Origin of the sequence: Flavobacterium geliluteum, from assembly GCF_017948595.1 — a bacterium.
GTDB classification, from domain to species: Bacteria; Bacteroidota; Bacteroidia; order Flavobacteriales; family Flavobacteriaceae; genus Flavobacterium; species Flavobacterium flavipigmentatum.
On record NZ_JAGFBV010000023.1, the window covers coordinates 56,474 to 79,645 of the forward strand.

The window sequence follows — 23,172 nt, forward strand, 5'->3', positions numbered from 1 at the left end:
TGATTTTAACAATGCAAAAGGATTTAAGGATTATAATTGTGGTCAATATTTCACTTAAAGTATTAATTACTAATGCATTTCTTCAAAATCTGACTTAATTTTTCAACAGAAGGTTTATCAAGTTCATTTAGTGGACTTCTTAAAAAACCACCGTTTTGACCTTGAATTTCTAATCCTGCCTTAATTGCTCTAGGTAAACCTGTTTCTACGATAAAACGTAATAAATCTAACTGCTTATAAAATATATTTTGAGCTTCTTTCAAATCGTTTTTTTGAATTGCATTAAATAAACTAATGTTTAATTCCGGAATTAAATTGGGAGCAGCAGTACACCAACCATTTGCACCAGCCGCGAATGCCGCCAAAGCGAGTGGATTAGAACCATTAAAGAATGCAACATCATCACCTAATTCATTCCTTAAAAAATGCATTCGTTGAATATCACCCGTACTTTCTTTAATCATAGTAACATTAGGGATTTTTAGTAACCTCTTTAATAATGTAGTAGACATATCTACACCGCTGGTGGCTGGATTGTTGTAAGCCATAATCGGAATTCCAATGTTTTTAGCAACTGTATCATAATGTTTTACAATTTCATCATCAGAAAGTTTCCAATAGCTCATTGGAATAATCATAACAGCTGCTGCTCCTGCCTTTTCAGCAAATTTGGCATGATGTATTGTGCGCTCGGTTGTGAGATTTGAAACACCAACCAAAACAGGAACTCGTCCAGCGACCTGCTGTATCGCAGCTTCTGTGACAGCTTCTTTTTCGTCATCATTTAAATAGGGCAATACACCAGTGCTACCCAATGGGGCAATTCCGTGAGAGCCATTGGTAACTAACTTCTCCACTAATGTTTTAAAAAGTGGTATGTCGACTTTCTCTGATGCGTCAAATGGTGTTATTGGATATGCAATGACACCACTAAAAGGAACGTTTTTCATTTTTCTAGTTTTAAATTATAAGTCTCTTCCTTCTTCTTCTCTTAATGCCACACCTAAGTTTTGGAGTTGAGGGGCATTTTCGCAAGCTAAATATTTAGCAGATTCTGTAGAACTCAGATTGCCATGTCTGTGCCAAGCCCATGATGGTATATAAACCGCATCGCCAGCTTTCCATTCTACTTTTTCATCTTCTATTTCAGTCCAGCCTGTACCCTCAATGACATATAGAACAGTTTCATAAGTATGTCTATGGCGATTAGTAGTTTGGTCAGGTAATAGTCCTCCAATAGTCATACTGACATTTTTAGAAGGTAAATCGATAAAGAACACAGGATGTTTTCTTTCTGCCGAAAATTGATTGTGTACACCTTCATTTTCTACATTTCGATGAATTAGCTTAGAAGGTTTAATAAATGTTGGTCTTGCATAAGTTTCATGAAAGTCTTTAGAACTGAATTTTTTTTCATTTGTATCCATAATAAAAAATTTAATATTGTGCATTATTGCTTGACAAAAATAATTTACCTTTGGACTACTAATACAGTACAGAATTAAAAAATACAGATAGTCCAGATGCTAAGACCTTGGGAATTTCAAATAGAATTAAATTTAAGCTGTGAAAAAGCATTATATATCCAGATTGCTGATGCTATTATAGTAGCCATCAAGAAAGGAAATTTAAAACAAGGTGATGCTTTACCTGGTAGTAGAACGCTTTCAAAAATAATTGGAGTTAATAGAAATACACTTATTCTAGCTATTGATGTTTTACTAGCAGAGGGATGGCTTATTTCTAAGGAAAGAGTAGGGATATTTGTTTCAGAAAATACATTCCTTGAAAACACATTTGAAAAAGATATAATTTCAAAAACGGAAATTATAAATCTAAAAAGCAAACCCAATATTATATTTGATGATGGTCTACCTGATACTCAAATTGCACCCATAAAAGAATTAAGTAAATCGTATAAAGATATATTTAATAGAAAAGGAAAATGGCAATTAATGGGTTATAGTAATGAACTTGGTGATGAAGAATTTAGAAATGCAATTTGTCATATGCTTAATTTTAAACGAGGAATGAATTTAACTCATGATAATGTTTGTATTACAAGGGGTAGTCAGATGGCGATGTATTTGACTGCACATGTATTATTAGATACCGATAGCTATGTTCTTATAGAAAATCCTGGTTATAAGCCTGCTTGGGATGTATTTGAAAAGGCTGGAGCAAAATTACTCCCTTTAACGATCGAAAGAGATGGATTAAACATTGATGAAGTTCATAGTTACTTAAAAAAATATGGTTTTAAAATAAAAGCAATTTATACTACACCACATCATCAATTCCCAACTACTGTAACTCTTAGCCTTGCTAAACGATTAGAACTGGTAGAATTATCTAATATTTGGGGTTTTACTATTATCGAAGATGATTACGATAACGAATTTCATTATGCAAACAGGCCGATTTTACCTATCAGCAGTTTAGAAAATTTAAACAATTATGTTTATATTGGAACGTTCAGTAAAATAATAGCACCTGCTTTAAGAGTAGGCTTTATTGCAAGTTCTAACAATTTAATAAATAAAGTAGGGAATTTAAGAAAAGTGATAGATGTCCAAGGTGATAATATTATGGAACAGGCACTTTTGCAGTTAATAAAAGACGGAGATGTAAAAAGACATTTAAAAAAATCAACTGCCATCTATAAAAATAAAAGAGATGAATTTGATGTTCTGTTGAAATATTATTTAGAAGACAAAATAAGTTACACTAAGCCCGAAGGAGGTTTAGCGTTTTGGGTTATTCCAAATAATGGTTTAAAAATTAATTCTATTTACAGTAATTTAATTAAAAGAGATGTGCAAATAATCAATCCCGAAAGTTTTAGTTATAAAGAAACTATCAATGGTTTGCGACTTGGCTTTGGATCACTTACTAAAACCAGTCAAGAAAAGGGGTTAAAGGTATTGTCTGAAATTTTATAAAGTATGTTCAGGACAATCAATTCTCAAATCGCTTATTTCGAGTTTTAATTGCATTATTTTACAAAAATGAGTATTAGCATCTTTTTTATAATGTAAACACGTATAACACATTCTCTGCGTTTTAATATAATTATTTTTGTTGAGATCTAAAACTATTTACAATAAAGCCAAAAGTACTTCCTCTTTTATGTTTTTGGAAAATTTTCCAATTGAATTCTCTATTGGATAAGTAAAATTTTCCAACTTTTTACAGATTGATTCACCCTCGATTGTTAGTTTTAAATTATAACTTCGTAAATCATTTAATTCCACAGATTTATGAACTAATCCTCTTAAAAAAAGCAATTTTACACTTTCGCTAATAGTTGCTTTAGTCATGTTAAATTCTTGAGCTAAATGACTTATTTTGCATTTATTTTCCAGATGATAATTTAAAAAGATGAGTATCTGGATTTGAATAGGGCTTAGTGAATATTTCTTACTTTCGTCCCTTAATAAAACTTTAAATGACTCAGAAATTCTTTCTAATGCAACGACAATTTTATATTCAATTTTATTATTTTGCTGTTGTAAATTAAAAGGTGAATTCATAAATATCTCAATAAAATTTCGCAAACAATCAAATACCAATTCTCTATTTTATCCAATAATTGTTAGCTTTGGCAACAGTTGCAAACTCCATTGCAACAATTTTGCCTATTTGAAGCAGCATTATAGGATCTCCTGCATAAAGTAATCGTTGTTTTTTTCTTTCTATTTCATCTGGCTGAGTCAATTTAATGATTAATCTCGCCATTTTAACAGCTAATTGCCTGCCTTCTTCCGGTGTCGATGTTAATAAAGTATTGTTTGGTATTAATTCAATATTTTCCATAATAAACTTTTTAAAAAAATGAGCCGAAATTATTCTCGGCTCATTACTAAATTTCTAATAACAATTTTCCATTTCGATAATTGCGTAACCATTATTTATAATCTGTTTTTCCATATGTTCAGGAACAACATCAATATGGCAGAAATTACATTGTTTTGAGGTCAAATTTTGCGTACTCTGCATCACACTTTTTAGATATTTTTTTCCATATTCAAAAATTATGTTTTCCTCCATTACATTTTCTTCTACCAAAATATCAAAATGCATTATCTTCCCATCATTTCGAGTTACGTACGTATCCCAGACTGCTACTTTCATGTCAATATATTTTTAAAATTCTCCTTTTTTCATATACGGTTGACCCCATAATATTGATTGCATTAGAACAGATTTTACCCAGGCATTATACATTTTATCAACATCCGAAGCGCTTGCCCCTTTTTTTGCTAAAAAAGGTTTTAAAGTCGTCGTTACAGGAATTGTTAATGCGGGTATATATCTGTAATTAATAATGGGAACTGCTGTTGCATTATCGGTTTTATTTTTCTTGGTTTTATAATGACGTAGTCCTATTTCATATTGGTAGTTTAACCAATCTTGATTATAATTAGCCTCAGATGTATCAAGAATCCACATTTTGAACCGTGCCCTAACTTTTGCTAAATATTCGCCTTCAGGTTTTCCTGTCGTTTTATTTCCAAAAAAATAAACTAATTGTGGAGTTGAACCGACAAAACCATACCAAACATCTAATATTTCATCTGTTTGATCTTTTAGTATATCATGACTCATTTTTAAGTATTTCACATCTTCATTGGTGAACAACATAGATTCTTCTAGTAGTTTCAGCTCATCCAACGTAAAAGGTGATTTTGAAACTTGTCTTGTGCCGCTGGTGTATCCAGATGGCTTCTGATTTTGAGCTTGGGACACTGTCATCGAAAATGTCGCTATTGCCAGTATAATTATATTTTTCATTTTTTCATTTTTTTAAAATTAAAACCCAGTTGGAGTAAGACCGACTGGGTAATTTAGTTTATCCGATAACTTCAGCCATCGAAGCTCCAAAGTTGATGTGTAATACGTTTCCTTTTGGCGTTACTAAAGCTGGAACGGATTTTACTCCTGCTCTTACAGCTTCGTCGATCTTAGATTTGTCATTTCCAAGATGAACGATTTGTACATTTGAATGACCAATCAGGTCAATCACGTCGTGTTCTGCACTGATGCAAACTGGGCATCCTGCATGATAAAAGATTGATTTACTCATATTATTTTCATTATATATTGTTAGCATTATTGCTGGTACAAATAAAGTTAGTTATCCTAACAATATGATAGTCCAGTAAAATGAAATTTTATATTAATCTGGTTCCTCTAAAAATTTACGATTTTATTATTTCTATTGTTATTATATAAAGTGAATTTTTCTTTTAAAATTTTCATATCCTCACTTACTTTTTTGTCCAATACTTTTGCATAATGTTGAGTGGTTCTCAAATTTTTATGTCCAAGCATTTTACTCACGCTTTCAATTGGAACACCATTTGTAAGTGTTACCGTAGTTGCAAAAGTATGTCGGGCAATGTGAAATGTTAACTCTTTATCAATCTCACAAACTCCTGCAATTTCCTTTAAATAAGCATTCATTTTCTGATTGCTTAAAATAGGTAATAGCTTATCTTCATTATTGCATTGAGGATGTTTTTCATATTTATCAATTATCATTTGTGTAACTGGGAGTATTGGGATTTTAGATGCGCTTTCTGTTTTCTGTCTATGGGTAAAAATCCATTTATCGCCATCGATACCGATACTTATATGGGATTTTGTCAAATTCTTTACATCGATGTATGCTAGACCTGTAAAACAGCTAAAAAGGAATATATCACGCACTAGAGACAATCTTTCTGTTTTAAAACCTTTTTCGATAATACTTTGAATTTCTTCCTCTGATAAATAAGTACGTTCTACTTCTCTAACTTTAGATTTATAATTTGCAAATGGGTTTTTCTCAAGCCAATCATTAGCCAAACATATCTTGATTATTTTGCTAAAATTCTTGATGTATTTAACAGCAGTATTATTAGCGCAATTTCTAACACTTCTTAAATAGAATTCATAATCAGTAATAAAGGCATGGTTTATTTTTGTAATATCTATATCAGATACTTTGTATTTCCATTCTAGGAATTCTATAGTATGTTTTAATGATGTTGTATAACGTTCTAAAGTTCCCGAAGCATATTCTTTACCAACTAACTCTTTAATTTTATTGTTGTGGTCTTGAAAGATAGGAACGAGCATACGTTGTTTTTCTTCCAACCCAAAAAGTTTACTTTTAAAATTCTCAATGTTTACTTCTTGATTTTTATGGATTAGTTCCATTTGAATATCCAATATTTTAGATTTCATTAAATCAAGATAACCATTGATTGAACGAGCTTCTTCTGTTGTGCCTTTCATTTTGGCTAAGTCAGCCGACCATTTGCTAGAATCAACAAATTTCTTTGTGCTGAATTCTAATCGACTTCCATTTACGGTAAGTCTTATATAAATTGGAAATTGTGCAGTAGTATTTGCTTTCGTGGATTTTGCATAAAAGTGCAATGTAACTTTTGCTTTCATTTTGTTGATTGATTAATTATTCTTCAAGTTAAATTCCTAATTCAAATCAAACAAGATGTTTACTGAGTGAACAAGCTATTGAACACGTTGATAAACCCAATGTTTGAAAGGGTTGAGAGAATTTATCGAGACCCTAATTTTTGATTTTTTCTAGGGTCTCGATTTTATCTCGCATGAGATAAGATTCAATGAATAATTTGATATGTCTGTAAAAGCAAAAAACCCCGAAAATCATAGGATTTTCGAGGTTTTGATACCATTTAGGATTTTTTTCAGCGGAGAAAGAGGGATTCGAACCCCCGGACCTGTTACAGTCAACAGTTTTCAAGACTGCCGCATTCGACCGCTCTGCCATTTCTCCAGTATGTTACTATCATTTTGTGATTGCGAGTGCAAATATAGGGCGCTTTTTCGATTATAAAAACTTTTTTAATGCTTTTTTAAATAAATTTTTAAATAAACTTTCAAGTACTTAATAATCAGTAATTACTAAAAGAATATTTTTGTGTTAAATATTATAATATAGGGTTCTATCGCATTTAGAATACCTTTTATCTTTGAAATTTTAAAATTAACAAAAAACCAATACAAAAGGGTCATTGTTATCCAAAATCTATTATTCTTCAGGCAGTAGATTTTAAATTAAGATTTACACTTAGTTACCCGTGACGTTGAAGAGATAATGAAGATTAGGAGTGTGATTGTGGATCATGCCAAAATCCAAACACTGTGTTTATAAGTTTACACCTTTCATTGAGTCAGAGATGAAGAATAGCAAGGGCAAAGTGGGGACAAGTTAGAGATTGGATGAAACCTATATCAAACTAAAGGCATTTGGTCTTATTTATATATGACAATACCTAAATTAGGCAATACAGTTGACTTTCTTTTGGCCACAAAAAGACAAAGAATGAGCCCACAGTCTTTTCTAATTAAAACAATTAAGTAATAACTGTCGACAAAAAGCAATAAACATTGATAAAAGCGATTCTAATGCTACAGCTATCAATGTTTACTGCATGACCTTTGGCATTCATTTTTTGCTAGTTTTAAAAGACCAAAGATAAAAGGTATTCCAAATGCAACAGAACCTAGTAAAAAACCCTTGATTCAAGAAAAAATCCTAATCAAGGATTTCTTTATTAAACTTAATGCTGTTATGGAATTATCTTATCATTTCTAAGCTGTGCAAATAACTCAAAAAAAGAATCTTTTGTAGCTTTATAAACTGAAAAGCCCAGCTTTCTGCTTCTGGACATATCTGTCATAACTTCTAAAGGGCGGCCAAGGTCCAGATCTGTATGCCACGCTGATGCTAACTGATTTATGTCTTCTTCTATTAATTGCTTATTTTGCGCAATTTCTCTCCAAACGACATCTTTTTTGTCGAGAATGGTTTGTAATGGTTTTATAGTTCCATTATAACCTTCAAAATCAATCTCAAACCATTCTGCTATTTTTGGCCACAACCATTTCCATCGAAAAACATCACCATTTGTGATGTTAAAAGCCAGATTATGAGCTTCAGAACTAGTTGCAGCCCAGATGATTTGATCTGCCAAAACTTTAGCATCAGTTACATCAGATAAGCCGTTCCACTGTGCTTCAGAACCCGGCCATATAAACGGCAATCCTTCTTTTTTGCAAATACTGGCATACACAGCCAAAGTCGTTCCCATGTTCATTGCGTTTCCTATCGTTTTGCCAATTAAAGTATGAGGTCTGTGTATGTTCCAGGTAAAACCATCTCTGGCTGCAGCAGTATAAACCTCATCTTCCTGCGCATAATAGAAATTCTTTATGTCTAGTCGAGGCTGCTCTTCCCGTAAGGGTGTCTCCGGCAAAGTTCCAGTTGTAGCATAAGCATCAAAAGGTCCCAAATAATGCTTTAAACCCGTTACGAGCGAAACATGTCTTACCGTTTTTTTTATTGATAATACATCTAACAAATTTCGAATCATAGTACTATTAACTCGTATATTTTCGTCTTCTGTATCGTTGCGCATCCAAGTGGTAAAAAATACGTGTGTGGGAGAAACTTCTTTTAATGCCGCCGTCAGCGACTCAATATTTAGTAAATCAGCTGCAATTGTTTGCAATCCCTCAATATCATTTTTTGGCTTTCGCGAAAGCCCGTATACTTTCCATCCGTTTTCTATAAGTTTTGAAGCAAGATTACTTCCGGCAATACCTGTAGCACCTACAACAAGTGCTGTTTTATTAATCAATGTTTGTTGTGAATACATAGTCTGAATTTTTATTCAAATGTAAGACCAACTTACCCATCTTACAGATGATCTAAAACAAGAAATTCAGTTGATAGAGATCAATTATTTAGCAAAAACGATAACATTTTTTTTAAGACGACTTAGGGTTTCAGGCGTAAGTCCAAGAAATGAAGCCAATAGATTCTGAGGAACACGCTTCACCAGATCAGGATTGTTAGCCATAATGTATTTGTATTTCTCCTCGGCACTATGAGTATGTGAACTGATTAATCTTCTTTCTTTACTAATCAAACTATTTTGAAACAATAGACGAAAATAGCGATCCATTATGGGAACCTGCAAAGTAAGTTTCTCAAAATCTTCACTGGTGATCAGCAAAACATCGGTATCTTCGAGTGCATCAATGGTATAAAATGCAGCTTCACCACTAAAAAAACTACTCATATCTGAACTCCACCATCCTTCCAGAGCAAATTGATTGATGTGCTCATTGCCTTTGTCATCGACATTATAAGACTTCAAAAGACCTTTGCTTACAAAAGCCAAATATTTACACACATCGCCTTCAACCAAGAGAAATTGTTTTTTCTTTAATTTTTTATGTTTAAAAAAAGTCTTTATTAGCTCTTTTTCCGATGGAGTTAAAGCGACTTTTTCTTCAAGGTGTCTAAAAATGATATCGTACATTATCGTAAATCTTTCTTCATAAATTGATAGAATATAAATGTATGAAAATTAATTTTAAACTGTAAGCTGCAGTAATCCCACAATTAGCAATTCATCCTGCAGAGCAAAACTAAAACCCTATAACCTGCATTAAAAAATTCTCTGATTCAAAAAAGTGTTTTCAGAAAATTAAACAATACTCTTTTTTTTTATCAATAAGTAATTAAAATTAATTTTTTAATGATAAAAATCATTTATAAAGTAATTGATAATGAGTATCTTTACTAAAGAACCTCCTCACGAATAAAAATAAACAAACGATTTTAACAGAAGCTACAGAAGCCATCAATCAGGAATAAATTTTGAAAATTGATCGCTTATTGAAACCTACAATACCATTTCTTTAATAGTAAATACAGATTTTGGTTGCAAAAAATGAGGTAAATGATTGCTTCATTTTTAACAACTACTGATTTAAACAAATTACAACTGATACTACTAAATAATCAACTCAACCGAAGATGAAAAAATCAAACGTATTCATTCCTATCATTTTTATAATCTCTGCAGTAATAATTTTGCTCAACAGATATACTGCCTTTTATATCAGTGACTGTAGGGTGCATTTTTTCTTTTTATTCTTTATGGTATCCTCATTTGTAATTATGATAGGACTATTTTTAAAAAAATTACAAACCAATTGGTCAATCATTTTAGTTTTCATCATTATCGGAATCTTATGTGGGCTCAAGGCTTTTTTTACGTGGGGAGGAGATTGGAAAACACAAACTGTATTGTACAGAAATATTGATAATAAAAACAAAACGATCAATTTTCAGTTGCGAGCAGACCGATTTGCATTCGGCTATAAAAAACGTATTGTAGGCATCTATCATCTAGCGCCATTTATGGAATGGACAACAGATGTAGATACTCTTTATTTGGATAAATCAAAGTGGGAGAAAGTAAATCTACAGCTCAATAAGATGAAACTTAAATAGAAAGTATAAAACTGTTTTAAAAATTACAAAATATTTAATATCAAACAATTAATAAAAAAATACCCGGACAAACCAAAATACTTTTCCCTTTTAAAACAATTACCATGAAAAAAATACTCGTTACCACAGACTTTTCGGATATCTCAAAAGCAGCGATACGATTTGCTATTCAATTTGCTTCTCAGACACCTTGCGAACTTCTATTTTATAATGCAGACAACTCAAGCCACAGTGATCATAAAAAAAACGAGCAAGAAAATAAGCTTAAAAAATTCATACTCGCCATTTACAAAACAACTAAAAAACAAGCGGACAAAGTTCGATTTATAGTAGAAAATCATGTTCATGTAGACAAAGGTATTATTGCATACGCGCAAAAATGCAATGCCGATTTTATTTGTATTAATACGTCGGGCCCGGGAATATTTAATCATTTAATTGGCACTACAGCTTCCAAACTGATTACCACTTCACCGATTCCGCTTCTGGTAATTCCTTATACTTATCGAATGAAACCCATCGATCTTTTATTATATGCATCAGATATTACGAGGATCGGAGTTGAACTTCCATGGGTAAAAAAAATTGCAGCACTTTTTGATGCCAATATAACGGTTCACCATTACAATGAATTTATTGATCAAGGGGATTTTAAAAATGATTTTAATACTATATCTCAAAACTATCAGTCAGATAAAGTCTCTTTTTACTTTAAAAAATTAAATATTGAATTTTCCTTACTTAATCATTTGCAGGTAGATCTCCGAAAATTAAAACCATCAATCCTGGTGATGTTTACCAAGCAAAACCGTGACTGGTTTGAACGTCATTTCTTATCGAGCAAAACTAAAGAGTTTGGTTTTGACACCAATGTTCCGATACTTGTTTTTAGAAAATAAAGACAAATAAAACAAGCAACACAAATGACCGAAAAAAAGTTTAATACCGATGGCCTGACAACAACGCAAGTACTTGCGGCAAGGAAGAAATATGGCCCGAACATATCTTCTTATAAAAAAACGAACCGCTATACAACTGCGATAATTCGGATGATAAAAGAACCTATGATGATTTTATTATTAATCGCATCAAGTATTTATTTTATCAGCGGAAAAACTGCGGATGGCTTTTTTTTAACCTCGGCTATTATTTTAATTTCGGCTATATCCTCTTATCAAAATGCACGAAGCCACAATGCTTTGGAGCAATTAAAGGATCTTACAAAACCCAAATGCAAAGTCATTATAAATGGTCTTGATATTGAAATCAAAACAGAAGAAATTGTGGTGGGAGACAGCCTTTTAGTAGAAGAAGGAGTTCTGATTTCTGCCGATGGAATAATTGAACATTCTAATGATTTTTCTGTAAATGAATCGATTCTAACCGGAGAATCTATGGCACTTAGCAAAGATAAATCGACCAAAGACAATGCTATTTATCAAGGAACAACCGTCGCCAGCGGACTAGCCATTGCAACGGTTATCGCTATTGGCAGTGCTACCAAACTAGGGAAAATTGGCAAAAGTCTGGAAGCGATAAAAGAAAAAAAAACGCCTTTGGAAATGCAAATTGGCAATTTTGTAAAAAAAATGGCTATTGCTGGTACAGTAGTTTTTTTAATCGTTTGGGCGATAAATTATTTTCATTCCTTTAAAATTTTCGACAGTTTACTCAAAGCCCTTACACTGGCCATGAGTATTCTCCCGGAAGAGATTCCGATTGCTTTTACCACTTTTATGGCCATTGGTGCCTGGCGAATGATGAAGGAAGGAATCATTGTGAAACAAATGAAGACCGTTGAAACACTTGGCAGTGCAACAGTTATTTGCATTGATAAAACGGGAACCATTACCCAAAACCAAATGAGTCTGGCTAAGATTTTTTCTTTAAAATCGAAAAAAATTACAACGCTGGATGAACCACTATCTGAGGATGAAAAAAAATTGATTACGCTGTCAATGTGGGCAAGCGAACCCATTCCGTTTGACCCAATGGAAATTGCTTTGCACGAAGCGTACACAAAAATCATCCAAGAAGACGAGCGACCTAATTATAAATTGGTTCATGAATATCCATTGTCCGGCAAACCTCCCATGATGACGCATCTTTTTGAGAATAAATCGGGCACTACCATCATTGCCGCTAAAGGTGGCGCAGAAGCTTTAATGAATATTGCTCCTCTTTCTAAAACAGAAAAAGAAGAAATTGCAAAAGCCATAGAGGAATTATCGCTGCAAGGTTATCGCATTCTGGCGGTAGGCGAAAGTCATCACTCCGGAAATTATCCCAAAACACAGCAGGAATTTACATTTGACTTTATCGGACTATTGGCTTTTTATGATCCTCCGAAAAAAAATATCAAATTGGTTTTAGAACATTTTTATAAAGCAGGAATAGAGGTAAAAATCATTACGGGCGATAATGCCCTAACCACTTCATCGATCGCTAAAGAAATAGATTTTAAAGGTTATAATAAAAGTATCTCGGGCGATGAGCTCATGAAACTAAGCGATAAAGAACTTAAAAAACGGGTAAAAGAAATTAATTTATTTACCCGAATGTTCCCCGAGGCCAAACTAAAAATCATCAATGCATTAAAATCAAATAAAGAAATTGTAGCCATGACAGGTGATGGCGTAAATGACGGACCTGCACTAAAAGCATCACACATAGGCATTGCAATGGGTAAAAAAGGTACAGAAATTGCCAAACAGGCCGCCTCTCTCATACTGATAAATGATGACCTTTCAAAGATGGTTCATGCAATAGCGATGGGAAGAAAAATTTATGCTAACATCAAAAAATCGGTTCAATTTATCATTTCTATACATATTCCGATCATCTTTACGGTTTTTATTCCGCTGGCATTAGGTTGGATGTATCCCAATATCTTCTCCCCTATTCATATTATTTTTCTTGAATTGGTTATGGGGCCTACGTGTTCGATTGTTTATGAAAATGAACCTATGGAAAAAAATACCATGACGCAAAAACCGAGACCTTTTACCTCAACTTTTTTCAGCTGGAAAGAACTTTCTACCAGTATTATTCAAGGGATAATCATAACGATCGGAACCTTGTTTATTTACCAATATTGCATCTATCTTGGGTACAATGAAAAAAGTACCCGAACAATGGTTTTTGTTGTTTTGGTATCGGCCAATATATTTTTGACATTGATGAATCGCTCTTTTTATTACTCGATTTTTACCACCTTGCGCTACAAAAATAATTTGGTCCCTATAATAATCGGAATAACTGTTTTTATTACCGGTCTTTTACTTTACATAAAGCCATTTGCGGGATTTTTTGCCTTCGAACCTCTAAAAGCATTACCCTTATCTATGGCTATAGGAGTTGGGTTTGTGTCTGTAATGTGGTATGAATTGGTGAAGTTGTGGAAAAGAAATACTAAAGTATCTTCGTGATGATGGGCCTTTTGTAGAATAATTATTCAAAAACAAATTGTATTATTTTTAGATGTAAAAGGAACATAACTTTACTAAAATCTTCTGGTACCTATTTGTTTTTGTGTTGTAATGGGCGACCGTACTTTCTTTCTAATAAAAAAATATTAAATCTAATCCAGTTATAAAAGAGCCCTAAAAGCAAAGCCGCAACTCCGATTAATAACACAGACAATCCTAAATGCGAATAAAAAATTCCGCTTACAATTCCGCCAATAAAAAAAAAGCTAATAATACTCAATCGCAACTTTATAGAAACAAACAGCTTTTTTCTATACAGCTTCTCATGATAAAAAAACAATTGCGACAATTCGATTCCGAGATCTGTAAAAAGACCCGTCAGGTGGGTTGTTCTCACGGTAGCATTAGAGATTTTTGTCACCAGAGAATTCTGTAAACCCATTGCAAACAACAAGATGTAAGCCAAAACATTAGGACTATCTGCCATCAAACGTGTCCCAAAGACTGCGACTGCAAACAAAATTACGCTTTCAATAGCGGTTGGAATTACATAACTGTATTTTTCGTTTCTTCGCAAGAGAGACTCTACTATTAGACTTGAAAAAAACGATCCCAGAAAAAAGAAGAAAATATATAAAAAATAAATAAATCCCTGTCTGAAGTCAAGTTTGAAAATTTCATCTACAAAAAAAGCAAAATGTCCCGTAACATTTGTCGTTAATTTTTGAACGGCCAAAAAACCAGCAACATTTACCAAACCCGCAACAAACGATAACAAAGAGGCAATTTTAAGATTGTGCCTCAAATTTCTTTTGTTTCCGTGGTGTTTGAACATATTTTTATAATTCTTAATTTGTAATTATTTCCGAATTATAACCTACTTCTTCAAACAGAAAACACACAAAGCAGTAGCAAAAATAATAATGTAACAACTCCCTGGCGATCTTAGATTATTTTCTAAAAATTGTTATGGTATCTGTTAAATTTTCTTTGTTAATGAATGCTGTAATAAATTCCTGCACTTCATTGGTAGTCTCAAGTGGTGTTTCAAAAGAATTGATATGAAATTCATCGTCCTGATCCAAAATGTGTATAATTTCTGTATATCCCCTAGAAATTAAACTGCCTTTCAATTTAATTATATTTTGCTGTTGCTGAGCATTTAATTCCTTACGAACTTTTAGTTTTATAGCTTTATCCATAAGAAAAAATTTAAATTAATACCTTTAATTGATTATCAAATGTAGAAATTAATTAAGAGAAAAATCGCATAAAAATCGCTGATTAATATTTTTTTATTAACATTCAAAAAAACATGGAAACATACTGTCAATTAAACAAAAATAGAGATGATTTTCCTATGTAAACTATCGATTTTATAAATCAAATGTGCTTCAGCTTTGTCCTTTATTTCTAATACTTGCTTTAGTAACAAAATTAATGTGCATGATCCATATATTCCTGAAATGATTTATTAGGGTCAGAAGTGGCGTATTCATTTTCCGGTTCAGGAATTACATGAATTTTTGAATCGCTTAAAGCAACGACAGCAGAACAAACGTACACCCCAATCATGCCGTCACTATATTTAAAATCTAACAATGTCAATTTTACAATTTCATTGATAGACAATTCATAATAATTGCCGTAGCGGATAATTTTAAAATAAATCTGACTGTTTTCTACTATCTCAAATTGATTGGTTTGAATGTTTTCAAAAACAAAATTATTTTTTACGTCTTTTTCATTAAATCCCCATGCTCTAAATTGAACAAAACCATTCACAAAATCAATTGAGATATAATAACCGGTTCCTTCTTTATCACATTCAATGACAAAACCTGTTTTACCCATTCCTTCAACAGCCAATGTCCCTTCCCAAACAAAATTACTTGACGGTTTTTGAAAACAAAAAACTTCGTAACCGCTACGGCAACCAAATTTCCATTTATTTTCGTTTTCTAATGTAAAATTTGCCGAAGGATTCCCTAAGATAGGTACTGGAACGGGCAAGTTTTTTTGAAGAATGGTTCTCTGATACAAAGTTTTCCAATGATGGTAGGTTTTTAACAAAAGCCTTCCCGTACTGTCAACTTCCAGCTGTTTTGGCGGAGGTATTACGCGAAGTGTATTGACATTTCCTCCCACAAAATAAAAATTATAAATGAGACAATGTTCTCCCTCTTTTACAATTCTGGCGGCATAATTACCTTGCGGCATCAGCACATTATTATGAAAAGCATGATATTCTCCTTTAAAATCGGGAGCAAACCAATATCGAACTTTAATATCTTCGCGGATAGAACCCAGCAGATAATGCATGCCTTTTATTTCTACCACACAAGGGCACTCAATATCATCGTACACATACGAAACATGCAACGGTTTTTGAAGAACAAATCCTTTTGCCTCACGCTTTGCAACGCCAATACAACCTCTTCTGTAAGTTGGACCTATGGCACTTCGGGCACAAATTAACAAATAATCTTCCCCTTCAAACTGGTATTTATAAGGGTCTCTAAAACTGAGCCACTCGCGAGGATTGTTATCTGAATTTTCATAATAAGGCGCCTGACTTTTTAAAGGCAGACCATATTGATTTTCTTTTGTCCAGTGAATTAAGTCCGGAGAAACTGCTCTTCCAATTTTTTGCATAATTCCTTTATCCTGACGCTTTAGACCCGTATAATACATTTCGTAACCTTCGCCATCCGATTTTTTACTCACATGCATGGTCCAGAGCATATCATCATCCCACTCGCCCGGATCCCCAACAAACAAAGCGTTTTTTACTCTTCTCCAAGACAAACCGTCTTTTGATATTGCATGCGCAATATAATCGTGATTTGGAATGATCAAATGAAATAAATGATGAACACCATTTTCATCGATAAATACATCTACATCGCCTATTTCCCAATTACTAAACCCTGAACCTGAATACATATTACTTAATTATTTTATAATGTTTTAATCCTTCTAAAATCCCTGCAGATGCTGCACTTTTTGCTACATAAACACTTTTGGTGGTTACGTAGTCCGCCAATTCTACACTTCTATTTCCTACGATGATACCTTTTACAGCACCTCTAAACATGTCTATGTCGTTTCCTGAGTCGCCGGCCGCAACGACATTTGATAAAGGAATTGCCCATTTACGGCATAAAAATTTCACAGCATTTCCTTTTGAAGCTCTTTTGGGAATAAAATCAATAAACTCCTCGTGACTCGGAATAATATTTATTTTGTACCAGCCCGTCCCGAGAACTTCTATTAATTGGGCATGATCGTATTTTTCTTTATCATAATAATATGAAATCTTATATGGATTCTGCGCTTCTTCTTCTTGGATCCGAAGCCAGGGAACGGCTTTTAAACGACTAACAATATCTTCTCTCTTCCAGCGGCCTGACAAAAACTTCGACCAGCCTTTGTCTAGAATATAATCCTTACCGTTTGTATAATAAATTTCGGTTCCTACAGAGCAAATAATAAAATCCGGCAAAGGAAGTTGCTCTTCTTTTATTACTTTTTTAACCAGCCTCAAATTTCTTCCTGATGCGAGAGCAAATGCCATTTTCTCAGAACGATTGATCAAATGCGCTTTTAATTCTTCTAATCCGGGATTACTAAGTTTCGGTTCGATCAGCGTTCCGTCAATATCTGAAACCAATAAATTTTCAACTTTTCTTTTTAATCGTTCAATATTAATATTTGGATAATGCTGTTTTTTGATACCCGAACCAGAGGATAATGATAAATTTTCATTGACCAAATCTACATAATGATTGACATGTGTGAGCCAGCTGTAATGTTTCTGAATATTGATTGCGCCGTTGTTAGAATAATAGCGCCATTGATTCTCATCTGTCAAGATATTGCGCAATGCCTTTTTAATTTGATTCTCGTTTTGTGGGTCTACTAATTCTCCGTTCTGACAGGTCGGAATAATTTCTGACGGCCCTCCGTTTTTAGTAACAACCACAGGAAGACCAGAACTTGCGGACTCAATGACTGTTAATCCGAAATTTTCATGAAGTGCCAGGTTTACAAATACGCCTCTTTTTTCTGCTGCATAACGGTAAATAATAGAGACTTCATTCTCTACATCATGCTTTTTAGGAATTGCCATTTTTCCGTACAAATCATATTTGTCCATCAATAACAATAAATCTGTTAAAACGTCTTTTTCAGATTCTGGCATTTTGGAAATATCTTTTCGGATGCCAGCAAAAATGACCAAATTGGCGATGCTCTGCAGTTCCTTGTCTTTGCCGTAAACTTCTATGAGTGTATGCAAATTTTTATGACGATCCGGTCTCGAAAGCGCCAGAATAAAAGGCTTGTGCGGATTTATTAAAAATTTAGAAATCGTTTCTGCAACCCAATATTTTCTTTGCTGTTCCTCCATTTGCTTATCCGAATCCTGCTCCTGATGGTAATAAGGAACAAATTTTCTGGTATCAATTCCGGGAGAAATGGCGTGATATTTCGCCAAATCAAAATTCTTGTACGGTTTATACGTTTCAATTTCCTGCTCTGTAGAAGTCACTATAAACTCTGATAATTCTAAAGTCTTTTCTTCAGCTGCAATTCTCGTAGCAAACTTAAATTTCTTTTCGATTTCCTCTTCGTTCATGTCGCTTTCCAGTAATTTTTTCTGTTTGTGAAAACCCAAAGAATGTCCCGTATGAGCAAAAGGAACATTTAAGATTGTTGATAATTCACTGGCCACATATCCCGCATCACCGTAATGAGAATGTATCCAATTCGGAAAAATATCATGCAATTTGATGTGTTGCACCATACCATTCACGAAAGTGTCCAAACCTTCCCATAACTGCTCCTTTGCTTTGTATTTTTTTCCCAAAAAAGGGATTCTTCTTATGTCTAATTTGTCATTAATAATTTCGACAGGAACGGCATATTCTGAGGAAAGATTTTCATCGTCAATCAATCTGGTAAATAAATGAACATGCTCTACATCTTTATGTTGCGATAAAAATTCAGCAAGCTCATAAACATACTTGGTCTGTCCGCCATTATCTGCATCTCTACCAATCTCTAAACCCGAACCTTTCAAGAGTCCATGAATGTTGATCAATGAAATTCGTAATTTTGCCATCTTCCTTATTTATTTGTTATAATTTTTAAGGTAAGAAAAATAATCGAGAATTACGGTAAAGAGCACTTTAAAATTAGCATTACATTAACATTTAAAACCCCTTTAAAACAACTATTTAAAGTGATGATTTTCTGTTTTTACCTGTTAAAAGTTTTTTAGTTTTTGCAAGAAAAATATTTTTTAATACACTAATTCATTATTTTTTAGTTGTAATTATATCCTTTCGTACAAACAATTCCTAAAATTAATTTTAACTTAGCTTAAAAAGCTAAAAATACAAATCCGTACATCTCAATTTTAAAGGCTATGAAACAGATTACAGACATCCTTAACCTTAGAGAAGGAGAAGACGACAGAGCAAAAACATTAGAAACGGTCAAGAAAAACATTACGTTTAAAGGAGCCAATCTTTGGATATTGGCGTGTGCCATTATTGTGGCTTCGGTGGGACTAAATGTAAACTCAACAGCAGTTATTATTGGGGCTATGCTAATTTCGCCACTTATGGGGCCAATCGTTGGTGCCGGATTTGCTCTGGGTATTTATGACTTTTCATTGCTTAAAAAATCCCTCAAAAATCTCCTTACTGCTACTGTTGTCAGTCTCGTGGTCTCAACTTTGTACTTTTACCTAAGCCCTTTTAAGGATGTTCAATCTGAATTATTAGCGAGAACTTCTCCTAATATCTACGACATCCTGATCGCTTTTTTTGGAGGCGTAGTAGGCGTTATTGCTGTAACGCGATCTGAAAAAGGAAATCCGATACCGGGAGTTGCCATTGCCACAGCGCTCATGCCTCCTTTGTGTACAGCAGGTTACGGGCTCGCTACAGCACAATGGACCTTTTTCTTGGGTGCTTTTTATTTGTATTGTATCAACTGTGTGTTTATAGGCATTGCGACATTTTTGATTATAAAATATCTGAATTATCCCGCTGTCAAACAGATCAATGAAAAACATCAAAAACGCGTAAAATACATCATTGCCTTCTTAATCATGATCATGCTGATACCAAGCAGTTATCTTGCCTATTCGCTCTACAGAGAACAACAATTTAAAAAAAATATCACTCTTTTTATCGAAAATGAATTTAGTGAAAAAGGATACACTGTTGTTTATAAAAAAACCGATTTTAATTCTAAAGGTAAAAAACTCGAACTTGCTTTCCTTGATAAGCGATTTTCATTAGCAGAAATAAAGGAGCTAAAAAATAAAATTAGTCATAATAAATACCTTTTGGGCACACAATTACTAATTCGCCAAGACAGTACCGATCGTTTTAACGCCATAAAAGGAGATATCCTGAACCAAATTAAAAGCAGTGAAAATGAAATGAGTATCAAAGATGTAAAGATCATTAAACTCGAAAAAGAACTGAATAAAAATAAATTTGACAGTCGCCAAATTCTAAAAGAAACCAGTGTTTTGTTTCCCAGCATCAATTCTATTTCCATATCCAAGACCGCATTAATCAATAAAAAAGACAGTCTTACCACTATAACAGCCGTTATTTACGACTGCAATAAGTCGTTGAATACAGCTGATAATGAAAAGTTAAAAAAATGGCTAAATGAACGCTTATCTGTAAAAGATGTAGCGCTTTACAAAAAACAATAACGCTCTTAAAGTTTTTGTCTTTTGTTATAAAGATTTAAAACGCAAAATCCTGCAATACCCGCTATTGTTGAAGCTATTAGAATAGCAAACTTGGCTTCATTTTGATGCAAAGGATCTTGAAATGACAGGAGAGCGATAAAAATAGACATCGTAAATCCGATTCCTCCCAGAAGTCCAAGTCCTAAAACATGAAACCAAGTGGTCGATTCGGGAAGTGCTGCAATCTTCAATTTTACAGACAACCATGACATTATAAAAATACCAATTGGCTTTCCTAAAAATAATCCTAAAATAATTCCAAGTCCCAAATTACTGGTTAGCCCGTCAATCATAACAGATTCAAAAGTAATATTAGTATTGACAAGGGCAAAAATTGGCATTATAATAAAATTTACAGGACTTGTGAGGGCATGTTCTAATTTTTCGAGTGGCGAATATGAATCATCTTCATTCGTAGGTAAAGTGATGGCTACAAGCACACCAGCTATGGTAGCATGAATTCCGGAATGATGAATAAAATACCAAATGAAAACCCCGGGTATTAAGTAAAAAAGCAAATTTTTAAACCCCATTCGGTTAAAAATGATTAATAAAACAAATAATGCTCCTGCATAACCTAAATAAAGAAAATGTAAATCTGAAGAATAAAATATAGCAATTACTAAAATTGCGATTAAATCGTCAACAATAGCCAAAGCAGCAAGAAATATTTTGAGTCCCGAAGGTACCTTATTGCCCAAAAGAGACAAAATTCCCAAAGCAAAAGCAATGTCTGTCGCCATCGGAATTCCCCATCCTTTAGAAGTAAGAGAATCTCCATTATTAAAAAATAAATAAATTAAAGCGGGTACCAAAACTCCGCCAATAGCCGCCAATACAGGCAAAGCCGCCTGCGCAAATGAAGCTAGCTCTCCTTCGACTATTTCTCTTTTTATCTCTAATCCAACCAGAAGAAAAAACACGGCCATCAATCCATCATTCACCCAAAGCAAAATAGGATATTTAAGATGTATCGTACTGGTATTAAAACCCAATTCAAAATTGAGAATCTCCTTAAAACCTTCTGACCATTGCGAATTGGCAATAAGAAGCGAGATAAGAACACAAATTAATAAAAAAATCCCTCCTGCGGAAGACGAGCGGAAGAAGTGAGAAAATATCTTAAGATTAATTAGTTTTGCCATAATTACAAATTTAGTTTTTCAAAAGCATCTTTCCAAACATTATTGTGTGTAATGAAAACCATAACAATAAATTGATTGAAGCAGTGCCATAATTTTGTTTAAAATTCGGCCGTTTTGATTCTCTGGAAAAAATTAATATTCCTTCGACTAAAGCATTTTTATTATCAAAGTTTAAAACTGAATAAAAATCGTATTTTAGTTCAATCAAAATTCAAATAAAAACTTTTATTCTCAAAAAACATGAATCGAATTCTTTTATTACTTTCTGTTTTATTGTTGATTTCCTGCCAAAAACAAACCGACTCTACTGCTGCTTTGGCAGATTATTTTAGTTATGACGATTCGACTACTGTTGAATCAGCCGGAGTAAAAATGATTCCGATAAAAACTCCTGTAGGCGATTTTAAAGTCTGGACGAAACGTTTTGGAAAAAATCCGAAAATAAAAATACTACTTCTTCACGGCGGTCCGGCCATGACTCATGAATATATGGAGTGTTTTGAAACATTCTTTCAGCGAGAAGGTTTTGAATTTTACGAATACGACCAACTGGGTTCTTATTACAGCGATCAGCCCAAAGACAGTAGCCTCTGGACAACTGAACGTTTTGTAGAAGAAGTAGAACAGGTTCGTAAAGCAATTGGTGCCAATAAGTCTAATTTTTATGTTTTAGGAAATTCCTGGGGCGGAATTCTAGCGATGGAATATGCCTTAAAATACCAAAAAAACCTAAAAGGATTATTAGTTTCAAATATGATGGCGAGCGCTCCAGAATATGGAAAGTATGCTGATGAAGTGCTGGCAAAACAAATGAAACCCGAAGTTTTGGCCGAAATTAGAGCACTTGAAGCCAAAAAAGATTTTGCCAATCCCAGATATATGGAATTGCTGATTCCTAATTTTTATCACGAGCATTTGTGCCGATTAAAAGAATGGCCAGACGGCCTGAATCGTGCCAGCAAACACGTAAATGGAGAAGTTTACACCATGATGCAAGGTCCTAGCGAGTTTGGTATAAGCGGCCGTTTGAAACATTGGGACATTAAAAACAGACTGAAAGAAATCGCAGTTCCAACACTCATGATTGGAGCAAAATACGATACTATGGATCCCAAAGCGATGGAAGAACAAAGCAAGCTCGTGCAAAAAGGGCGCTATTTGTATTGCCCCAACGGAAGCCATCTGGCCATGTGGGACGATCAAAAAGTATTTATGAAAGGTGTGATTGAATTTGTGAAAGATGTAGATTCTGGTGATTTCGCAACTAAATAATTACCTTCTTCACTTTATTAAATTCATAAAAACAATTAAAATATTCCGTGAGCAAACAGATAACATCAAAAATAATTGGATAATTAATTCAAGTTGCTAGTTTCTATAGTATAAAAAACAAAGCAGAGGTTTAGTAAATTTGTTTTGCGAACCAATAAACCTCACCAATGCTTTGTAAAGACAAAATTATATCAATTTTTTGTTTAA

The 23,172-nt window shown here is 33.4% G+C and carries 21 protein-coding genes and 1 tRNA gene; 6 read left to right on the forward strand and 16 right to left on the reverse strand.

From position 1 onward, the window contains the following. Positions 1–62: 62 nt before the first annotated feature. Entirely contained in the window at positions 63–950 is an 888-nt protein-coding gene (locus tag J3495_RS14000; RefSeq protein ID WP_210667161.1) for a dihydrodipicolinate synthase family protein, read from the reverse strand. A 15-nt stretch (positions 951–965) separates the two neighbouring features. After that, entirely contained in the window at positions 966–1,427 is a 462-nt protein-coding gene (locus J3495_RS14005) for a cupin domain-containing protein (RefSeq protein ID WP_236025469.1), read from the reverse strand. Between the two features lie 96 nt (positions 1,428–1,523). Between J3495_RS14005 and pdxR the strand changes: the two genes are divergently transcribed. After that, entirely contained in the window at positions 1,524–2,942 is a 1,419-nt protein-coding gene (gene pdxR, locus J3495_RS14010) for a MocR-like pyridoxine biosynthesis transcription factor PdxR (protein ID WP_210667163.1), read from the forward strand. 156 nt (positions 2,943–3,098) lie between these two features. On the opposite strand, the gene J3495_RS14015 is transcribed toward pdxR, so the two are convergent. From J3495_RS14015 to J3495_RS14055, 9 genes are all read right to left on the reverse strand, one after another. Beyond that, positions 3,099–3,533 carry a MarR family winged helix-turn-helix transcriptional regulator gene (locus tag J3495_RS14015; RefSeq protein WP_236025470.1) on the reverse strand — a complete coding sequence of 145 codons (435 nt, stop codon included), beginning with the start codon at positions 3,531–3,533 and terminating at the stop codon, positions 3,099–3,101. 43 nt (positions 3,534–3,576) lie between these two features. Beyond that, positions 3,577–3,816, reverse strand: coding sequence for a hexameric tyrosine-coordinated heme protein (locus J3495_RS14020; protein ID WP_210667164.1), 240 nt, complete (start codon positions 3,814–3,816; stop codon positions 3,577–3,579). A 54-nt stretch (positions 3,817–3,870) separates the two neighbouring features. Beyond that, positions 3,871–4,134, reverse strand: a complete 264-nt coding sequence (locus J3495_RS14025) for a DUF2024 family protein (protein WP_210667165.1) — start codon at positions 4,132–4,134, stop codon at positions 3,871–3,873. A gap of 12 nt (positions 4,135–4,146) precedes the next feature. Then, the gene (locus J3495_RS14030; protein ID WP_210667166.1) at positions 4,147–4,794 is read right to left on the reverse strand and encodes a protoglobin domain-containing protein; all 648 of its coding nucleotides are present in this window, start codon (positions 4,792–4,794) and stop codon (positions 4,147–4,149) included. Positions 4,795–4,852: 58 nt separating this feature from the next. After that, entirely contained in the window at positions 4,853–5,086 is a 234-nt protein-coding gene (locus J3495_RS14035) for a thioredoxin family protein (protein ID WP_210667167.1), read from the reverse strand. A gap of 107 nt (positions 5,087–5,193) precedes the next feature. After that, the gene (locus tag J3495_RS14040) at positions 5,194–6,444 is read right to left on the reverse strand and encodes a site-specific integrase (RefSeq protein WP_210667168.1); all 1,251 of its coding nucleotides are present in this window, start codon (positions 6,442–6,444) and stop codon (positions 5,194–5,196) included. A 276-nt stretch (positions 6,445–6,720) separates the two neighbouring features. After that, positions 6,721–6,805: transfer RNA gene (locus tag J3495_RS14045), tRNA-Ser, on the reverse strand. 796 nt (positions 6,806–7,601) lie between these two features. Then, positions 7,602–8,690, reverse strand: coding sequence for an SDR family oxidoreductase (locus J3495_RS14050; protein WP_236025471.1), 1,089 nt, complete (start codon positions 8,688–8,690; stop codon positions 7,602–7,604). Between the two features lie 84 nt (positions 8,691–8,774). Further along, positions 8,775–9,359 (reverse strand): Crp/Fnr family transcriptional regulator, encoded by a 585-nt coding sequence (locus J3495_RS14055; protein WP_210667169.1) that lies wholly within the window; start codon positions 9,357–9,359, stop codon positions 8,775–8,777. Positions 9,360–10,003: 644 nt separating this feature from the next. On the opposite strand from J3495_RS14055, the gene J3495_RS14060 reads away from it, so the two are divergent. From J3495_RS14060 to J3495_RS14070, 3 genes are all read left to right on the forward strand, one after another. After that, positions 10,004–10,339 (forward strand): hypothetical protein, encoded by a 336-nt coding sequence (locus J3495_RS14060; RefSeq protein WP_210667170.1) that lies wholly within the window; start codon positions 10,004–10,006, stop codon positions 10,337–10,339. Positions 10,340–10,443: 104 nt separating this feature from the next. Next, positions 10,444–11,238, forward strand: coding sequence for a universal stress protein (locus J3495_RS14065; RefSeq protein WP_210667171.1), 795 nt, complete (start codon positions 10,444–10,446; stop codon positions 11,236–11,238). Positions 11,239–11,262: 24 nt separating this feature from the next. Then, positions 11,263–13,767 (forward strand): cation-translocating P-type ATPase, encoded by a 2,505-nt coding sequence (locus tag J3495_RS14070; RefSeq protein ID WP_210667172.1) that lies wholly within the window; start codon positions 11,263–11,265, stop codon positions 13,765–13,767. Between the two features lie 91 nt (positions 13,768–13,858). On the opposite strand, the gene J3495_RS14075 is transcribed toward J3495_RS14070, so the two are convergent. The 4 genes from J3495_RS14075 to J3495_RS14090 form a co-directional block, all read right to left on the reverse strand. After that, positions 13,859–14,602, reverse strand: coding sequence for a YoaK family protein (locus J3495_RS14075; RefSeq protein WP_210667173.1), 744 nt, complete (start codon positions 14,600–14,602; stop codon positions 13,859–13,861). Between the two features lie 115 nt (positions 14,603–14,717). Next, positions 14,718–14,969 (reverse strand): hypothetical protein, encoded by a 252-nt coding sequence (locus J3495_RS14080; RefSeq protein ID WP_210667174.1) that lies wholly within the window; start codon positions 14,967–14,969, stop codon positions 14,718–14,720. Between the two features lie 235 nt (positions 14,970–15,204). After that, entirely contained in the window at positions 15,205–16,713 is a 1,509-nt protein-coding gene (locus J3495_RS14085) for a glycoside hydrolase family protein (protein WP_210667175.1), read from the reverse strand. 1 nt (position 16,714) lies between these two features. Then, the gene (locus J3495_RS14090; protein WP_210667176.1) at positions 16,715–18,892 is read right to left on the reverse strand and encodes an HAD-IIB family hydrolase; all 2,178 of its coding nucleotides are present in this window, start codon (positions 18,890–18,892) and stop codon (positions 16,715–16,717) included. Between the two features lie 306 nt (positions 18,893–19,198). Here J3495_RS14090 and J3495_RS14095 point away from each other — a divergent pair, with 306 nt between their 5' ends. Next, complete coding sequence (locus J3495_RS14095) at positions 19,199–20,509, forward strand: DUF389 domain-containing protein (protein WP_210667177.1); 1,311 nt, start codon at positions 19,199–19,201, stop codon at positions 20,507–20,509. Positions 20,510–20,514: 5 nt separating this feature from the next. Here the strand turns inward: J3495_RS14095 and nhaA are convergent, their stop codons facing one another. Further along, positions 20,515–21,693, reverse strand: coding sequence for a Na+/H+ antiporter NhaA (gene nhaA, locus J3495_RS14100; RefSeq protein WP_210667178.1), 1,179 nt, complete (start codon positions 21,691–21,693; stop codon positions 20,515–20,517). Between the two features lie 240 nt (positions 21,694–21,933). On the opposite strand from nhaA, the gene J3495_RS14105 reads away from it, so the two are divergent. Next, positions 21,934–22,965, forward strand: a complete 1,032-nt coding sequence (locus J3495_RS14105) for a proline-specific peptidase family protein (RefSeq protein WP_210667179.1) — start codon at positions 21,934–21,936, stop codon at positions 22,963–22,965. The last annotated feature ends 207 nt before the right edge of the window (positions 22,966–23,172 follow it).